The sequence below is a fragment of the Flavonifractor plautii ATCC 29863 genome (assembly GCF_000239295.1).
Classification (GTDB): Bacteria; Bacillota; Clostridia; order Oscillospirales; family Oscillospiraceae; genus Flavonifractor; species Flavonifractor plautii.
This window is the reverse complement of record NZ_JH417641.1, coordinates 1-6,703: the sequence shown is the minus strand read 5'-3', so window position 1 is coordinate 6,703 and position 6,703 is coordinate 1. Positions and strand designations below refer to the sequence as shown.

Below are 6,703 nucleotides of genomic sequence, written 5' to 3'. Positions count from 1 at the left end.
GGCGGGACGCATTAAGCGTCCCGCCGCCCTTCTCTTTTTCACCGTCCTGTGGTACAATGGCGGAAATAATCCAACACGGAGGTGATCCCATGGTCAAGCGCCGCGCCCTCCTGGCGCTGCTCCCCCTGCTTCTCCTGGCTGGCTGCAAACAACCGGAGAAGTTTTCCACATCCTCTGGTGTATCTGTGGAAAATCCCGCCGCCGATGCGCTGGCCTCCGCCCAGCTTGGGGAGCTGGACGGCCTGCTCTCCGAGGCGGAGCTGGCCCATGTACATACCCTTGTGGAACAGCTCCTCCCCCTGCGCCAGACACGGGAGGCGGAAGCACGGTGGCAGTTGTCCACTGAGGAGGCCAATCTGGTGGACCGCCTCAACCGGCTCTATGAGCGGTACACGCTCAAATACCTGGGGGGCGGCGGGTCCTGGGGCTATGCCTCTCCCGCCGAGCGCCCGCTGGCCGACTATGCCGTGGAGCCGGACGGCGGCCTCCGGCTGACCTCTGGGGAGGATGTCTACCGTCCCCTGTGGGCACAGGTGAACGCCCTTCTGCCCGAGGGGGCCCTGGACGGCTTTTCCCGCTTCACTGTCTTTACCGACGGTCTGGATGAAACCCTGGCCTATGTTTCCCCCCTGGATGACACAGGGACGCGGTGGGAACTGGCAGTGGACCCGGCGGATGCCGGGGAGTTGGACTGGTTTACCGAAACCGTCCTCCACGAGTATACCCACTACCTCACCCTCAACGACACCCAGGCGGACTACGGCGCTCCGGAGAGCGGCGCCCGGTACTGCGAGGAGGGCATGGTCGCCCGGTCCGGCTCCTATCTGGATGACTTCTACCACACCTTCTGGACGGACTACCTGCATGACCGCCTGGCCAATCCGGACAGCTATGGCTTTTACCTCCGGCACCAGGCGGATTTCGTCACCGACTACGCCTCCACCGACCCGTCGGAGGACATTGCGGAGAGCTTCACCTACTTTGTCCTGTGGGACGCCCCGGAGGGGGATGCCGTCTGGGAGGAGAAGCTGAACTTTTTCTACCGCTATCCCGAGCTGGTGGAGTTCCGCACCCAGGCCCGGGCCCGGCTGGGTCTCTAGCAGACCAGCGCGCGGAAGCCCCGGGGGGCCCCGGAGCGGAACCTCCGCTCCTCCCCGGTGAAGGGGTCGGTCAGGGCCAGCTCGTGGGCGTGGAGGCACAGGCGGCCCAGCGGGCTGGCGGCCGCGCCGTAGTCCCGGTCTCCCGCCACGGGGCAGCCCAGCTCGCTCAGGTGGGCGCGGATCTGGTTCTTGCGCCCGGTGTCGATGTCCACCTCCAGCAGGGTGTACTCCCGCCCCGCCTGGATGGTGCGGTAGTGGGTCACCGCCTCCCTGCCGCCGGAGCGGACGGAGTACACCTTGTGGGCGGCGTTCTCCCGCAGAAGGGTGCGGATGGTGTCCTCCTCCCTGGGGGGCCGGCCCTCCACCACCGCCAGATAGCCCCGGCGGCGCACCAGCGCATCCCAGTGCTCCTGGTAGGCCCGCTTGGCCTCCTCGTCTTTGGCGAACAGGAGCACGCCGGAGGTGTCGCGGTCCAGCCGGTGGACGATGAACACCCGCCCTCCGGGCCTGGTGCGGCGCACGTACTCCCCCGCCATGCGGTAGGCGGTGCGCACCTTCTCCCGGTCGCTGGCCATGCTCAGCAGGCCGGAGGGCTTGTCAATGACCAGGATGCGCCCGTCCTCATAGAGCACCGGGAAGGGGGCCCGCCGCGCCTCCGCCCCCTGGGCGAGCACGCTCACCCGCTGGCCGGGGGCGAGGGGGTGGTCGTGGCGGCGGACGGCCGTCCCGTCCACCTGCACCTGTCCCCGGGCGAGCAGCGACTTGACATGGTTGCGGCTCCCCTTCACGTGCTCCAGCAGGAAGGGCAGCAGCGGGCCGCCCCGCTCCACGGTAAACTGCATCTCTTTCACACCATCACATCCTAGGAGGGATTTTTATGAACGAAGTTCTGTCCCAGCTCCACGCCCGCAAGTCGGTGCGGGCCTTTCTGGACCGGCCCATTTCCCCGGAGGCCCGACGGGCCATCCTGGAGGCGGCCTGCGCCGCCCCCACGGCGGGGAACCAGCAGCTCTATACCATTTTAGACATTACCGACCAGGCCGTCAAGGACACGTTGGCCGACACCTGCGACCACCAGCCCTTCATCGCCCAGGCCCCGCTGGTGCTCCTTTTCTGCGCCGACTGCCAGAAGTGGTACGACGCCTTTGCCGCCGGGGGCTGTTCCCCCCGCCGCCCCGGGCCGGGCGACCTGTGGCTGGCCCTGTCCGACGCCAATATCGCCGCCCAGAACGCCGTCACCGCCGCATGGAGCCTGGGCATCGGCTCCTGCTACATCGGCGACATTCTGGAGCAGGTGGAGACCCACCGGACCCTGCTCCGCCTGCCGGAGTACGTGGTGCCCGCCGCCCTGCTGGTGTTTGGCTACCCCACGCAGCAGCAGCAGGAGCGGGAAAAGCCCCGCCGCCGCGCCTTGGAGCACATCGTCCACGAGAACGCCTACCGCCGCATGGAGCCGGCCGAGCTGGAGGCTATGCTGGCCGACAACGCCGGAGCCCGGCCCTACGGTGCGTGGCTGGACGCCTTCTGCAAGCGCAAGTACAACTCCGATTTCTCCCGCGAGATGTCCCGCTCCATGGCCGAGTACCTCAAGCCCTTTCTGCCGTAAAAACGCCCGCTCCCGGTTTTGGCTGGAAACCGGGGGCGGGATTGCATTTTCCAGCCTGCTTCGGTAAAATGGAGCCGGTACCAGCCAACCGGGAGGAGAGATGCTTATGAGTCCAGCAGATGAAGCATGGGTGAAGGAACTTTATGAAGCCAATGCCCTCAAACTGTATAAGGTCGCTTTCCGCCGGCTGGGCGATAAAGACGAGGCTGAGAATGTCGTACAGGAGGCATTCTTATTGCTCCTGGCTCGGTTTGATACCGTAAGAGTTCATCCAAACCCCTCCGGGTGGCTGATGAAAGTCGTTCAAAACCTAATCCGCCATTCTATGGACAGGAACCAGAAGCAATCTAGCCATGAAATTTCCATAGAGGAACAAATCACTCAAATCAGCGCCCCTCCAAAACAGTTTTTTTCTCTGCGCGATATACTGCCGCCGGGCCTCACCCAGCGGGAACAGGATCTGTTGGTCTGGTTCTATGAGGAAGGGCTGTCCTACGAGGAGATTTCTGCACGGCTGAAGATTCCGATCCTGACCTGCCGGACTCAGATGTTCCGGGCAAAGCAACACTATAAAAAGCTGGCGGAAAAAGAAACAGATTTTTCAGAATTGATGTAATGTTTCTATCAGTCTTTCTGATATTCCTAAGAAGGAGGTGTCATGATGCCCGAGAAGAAACGAGCCCCACACCAGTCGGGCAGAGGGAAGGGCAACGTCTCTCAAATCCAAGGACATCTGTGCGACAAAACAGCGGACGAGCTGTTGACAGAGCTGGAAGCCAGGATGGATGAAATGACAGACCTTACCTATGATGAGGATGTGATTGACTCCTATCTGGCCGCCCTGGACAAAAAAGCTCCTCTCGAAAAAGATTTTGATGTGGAACGGTCATGGGAAAAGTTCCGTTCACAGCATGCGATTTTATTCGACGAGGACATTTTGCCCAAACCGGAGGTTCCCCAAAGAGGATCTCATGGATTCCGTTTCCGCAGAGCCTTCGCAAGAGTTGTCGTTGTTGCGGCCATCGTCGCCGTATTCACTATGTTTTGTGCACAGGCCGCTGGCATCGACGTGTTCGGTGCAATCGGGCGATGGACGGAGGAGACATTCCGCTTTGCTGCCCCGGCAGGCCCTGCAACTTCCGCGGTTTCCGCAGTTCCTGTTGACATTGATGGGGTTCTGATCTACGAAGTGGAGCAATACCCCACGCTTCAGGATGCTTTTGACGCCCACTCCATTTCTGAACCGCTGGCCCCGTCCTGGATTCCGGAGGGGTATGTGCTGGACTATGTGGAGGCCAGCCCTTCAACCGGACAGGTCGTATTCACTGCCTCCTACAGCAGCGGTCAGAGCATCCTGAACCTTATGTATTCCTATCGAATGGACGGCACCTTTTCCTCATCCATCTTTGAAAAAGATGGTTCCTCTGTGATCGAGTACACCAAAAACGGCATTGTCCACTACATCATGTCGAATGTGAATGTACGGGTGGCTGCCTGGGTGAACGGTACCTGTGAGTGCTCTATTACGGGACCGTTGACCGAACAGGAAATGATCACAATCATTGATTCTATTTATACATAAGAGAGGAGCAGTCAACTATGAAAAAATCTCTGCGCTGCATCTGTGCAGCAATTTTTGCGCTGGCCTTCTGCACAGGCTTCGTCATCCATGCTTCGGCGGTTGAGCGGGCAAGTTCCTATCTTACGAGATATTCTGCCACGCTTTTCGCGGGTGACCGCGGCGCCGTTGAAATAACGATTTCCGTCGTCGCAAATCAACGTGTTTCAGAACTGGGCGCCAGCTACATTTTGTTGGAGGAGTCCGACGATGGCGGAAGGACCTGGAGCACCGCCAAAGAGTACGAGGGCGAAAGCTGGATGACCGCCGAAAACCGCTCCAGCTACAGCAGGACCCTTTCGTATCAGGGAACCATCGGACATCAATACCGGGTGACAGCCGAAGTCTTTGCCAGAGACGCCAACGGCATCGACAGCCGTACCACTCCCACCTCCTCCGCGGTTACGGCAAAAAGATAAATAGCTCTATTACCAACTATATTTTTTCTATTTTGTAATGATCGTTTATTTGTATTATAACCGGCTGATGGAATGACTTCGCATTCCATCAGCCGGTTTATTAGAACTCGTCTGTTTCCTCTTCCTTAAAATGTTTGCCGCAATGAGGGCACACTGTGATATTTCGCCCCCACATTGGAAATCGCTTTTCACAGTAAGGACATTTAGGACGAGCATATCGTCCCAGCCATACACAATTCACTGTGACTATGGCCGATCCAAAGAACACCTCGCCTGATATCAGAGATGCAATCAAGAGAAATATCAAACAACCTAATGAAGTAAAAAAACCTACTCGTGTGCTATGCACGCTCTTTAATTTCATATTTACCTTGGTGTTAACAGTCAAGCTCTAATGTAGTTACTGTATTTACGTCAAAATAGTATAGCGTTTCATAGGATCGATATATATATTCCACCGTAGGTTCGATCTCTACTTCGTAAGTCTTGTGCTCTCCAGGATCCATTCGGAAGCATACTGCTGCCGGAACTACATCAAAATTTATGCCCTGGTCTGCGACACTAAGTCCCATTTTAAAAATAGCCTCTGTTCCAAATGGGTCGATTTCCATTTTACTTGCTTGTGGCAGTATCGTATTTAAGGTTTCTAGTACTACACCAACATACCCTGCGGCATCTTTAAAAATGCCCAAAATGGATAAAGCAGCTGATAAGAGAGAAAATACTGTATCCGATTCACCAGTATCCACCCCCGGCGGGGCTTCATAAAATCTGAGAAAAGCACAATCCTTTGTGGTAGTACCGATAATTTTAACCTGACTCAAATAAACATTTGCTAAATCTACTTGATCCGATAATTCTTCACAGTAAGTATATGGCGCAAGTAGCAAAAGACTATATCTAGTGTCATTCCCTGCCTCAGAAATAGCCCCTTCCGGTTTAAAGTATGCGTAAAAATCCATTCCCGGCCCACTGAGTCCGTAGTTATTTTTTGGCACCGGCAGGGTAAACACTTCCACTTTTTTATATCCTTTTGGCGTCGTAGGGGTACTTGCCAGCGCTAACTGACCATCTAAATCATTCGTATCTTCGGAATATAGAGGATGCAGTGCTTTTATCTCGTCTGTATAAACGGATTCACCGACTCTAAGAAATACAGGGAACTCCTCACTATCTTGTTTTTTCATTGAAATACCTAAACAGGCCCCTTCCGTACCTATCCGTTTCTGGAACGAAGACATAATATGGTAGGTTTCTGTGCCTATGGAGATCTCGCCCTCCAGCGGCCCCCCTTCAATTAGAGTAATGTCATCAGAAAGTTCTACTTGCTCCAGTTGGCCCTCCAGATGAGTCTCATACGTCGTGTCTCCACTGTAGAATTGGAGTTCCACGGACGCCTTAATGTTTTCCGCAGTTTCATTCAAAACTAAATTATAGCTAAATTCTGCGGTCACATTTGGCGCGTCTTCTCCTCTTGTAGCCAGCCCATTAAAAAACGGCATCTGCGAGACTTCCGTGCCGGGTTCATATTCCACTACAGCGGTAATGCCCGTTTCAGAAATGGTATCTGTCAGACTGGTTGCCAGTGCCATTGGCGACAGAAGCGACAGGAGCACTGCAAGCACCAAAACCGTTGGTATTCCAATATAACCCCTTTTTTTCTTCAGCATCATTTTGAATCCTCCCATTTTCATTTCCCTATCGGGGACTGGATGATGGGTTCTTTGCCGCTGGTCGTGTACTTTGCTCATAGCAGGCGCTTAAATCATTCCCATTGGGCTCACCCCTTCTATGTGTTTTATGCACGCACATTTCAAGAATAGCTTCCTGTTGGATCTCTTTGTCTCTATATCAGTCTGGAGGATCAAAATATTACACTTCATCTATAATTTTTTACGTAGGCCAGGTCTGTTATTGAAATTTAAGGAGGGCAGCAAACCTGGATGCCCTTCTTCCTTTA

The 6,703-nt window shown here is 55.5% G+C and carries 7 protein-coding genes; 5 read left to right on the top strand and 2 right to left on the bottom strand.

Annotated elements, in window-relative coordinates; genetic code table 11:
• Positions 1 to 89 precede the first annotated feature (89 nt).
• Entirely contained in the window at positions 90 to 1,100 is a 1,011-nt protein-coding gene (locus HMPREF0372_RS01540) for a zinc-binding metallopeptidase (RefSeq protein WP_039996475.1), read from the top strand.
• On the opposite strand, the gene HMPREF0372_RS01535 is transcribed toward HMPREF0372_RS01540, so the two are convergent.
• Complete coding sequence (locus HMPREF0372_RS01535) at positions 1,097 to 1,942, bottom strand: RluA family pseudouridine synthase (protein ID WP_007488361.1); 846 nt, start codon at positions 1,940 to 1,942, stop codon at positions 1,097 to 1,099. The two genes, HMPREF0372_RS01540 and HMPREF0372_RS01535, sit on opposite strands and share 4 nt — an antisense overlap.
• 35 nt (positions 1,943 to 1,977) lie before the next feature.
• On the opposite strand from HMPREF0372_RS01535, the gene HMPREF0372_RS01530 reads away from it, so the two are divergent.
• The 4 genes from HMPREF0372_RS01530 to HMPREF0372_RS01515 all read left to right on the top strand — a co-directional run bounded on the left by HMPREF0372_RS01530 (position 1,978) and on the right by HMPREF0372_RS01515 (position 4,743).
• Positions 1,978 to 2,706 carry a nitroreductase family protein gene (locus tag HMPREF0372_RS01530; protein ID WP_007488359.1) on the top strand — a complete coding sequence of 243 codons (729 nt, stop codon included), beginning with the start codon at positions 1,978 to 1,980 and terminating at the stop codon, positions 2,704 to 2,706.
• Positions 2,707 to 2,812: 106 nt separating this feature from the next.
• Entirely contained in the window at positions 2,813 to 3,322 is a 510-nt protein-coding gene (locus tag HMPREF0372_RS01525; protein WP_024724722.1) for an RNA polymerase sigma factor, read from the top strand.
• A gap of 45 nt (positions 3,323 to 3,367) precedes the next feature.
• On the top strand, positions 3,368 to 4,288 hold the full coding sequence (locus tag HMPREF0372_RS01520) for a DUF4367 domain-containing protein (protein ID WP_009259690.1): 921 nt from the start codon (positions 3,368 to 3,370) through the stop codon (positions 4,286 to 4,288).
• 17 nt (positions 4,289 to 4,305) lie between these two features.
• Positions 4,306 to 4,743 (top strand): hypothetical protein, encoded by a 438-nt coding sequence (locus HMPREF0372_RS01515; RefSeq protein ID WP_007488353.1) that lies wholly within the window; start codon positions 4,306 to 4,308, stop codon positions 4,741 to 4,743.
• A gap of 377 nt (positions 4,744 to 5,120) precedes the next feature.
• On the opposite strand, the gene HMPREF0372_RS01510 is transcribed toward HMPREF0372_RS01515, so the two are convergent.
• The gene (locus HMPREF0372_RS01510; RefSeq protein ID WP_024724724.1) at positions 5,121 to 6,416 is read right to left on the bottom strand and encodes a hypothetical protein; all 1,296 of its coding nucleotides are present in this window, start codon (positions 6,414 to 6,416) and stop codon (positions 5,121 to 5,123) included.
• Positions 6,417 to 6,703 lie beyond the last annotated feature (287 nt).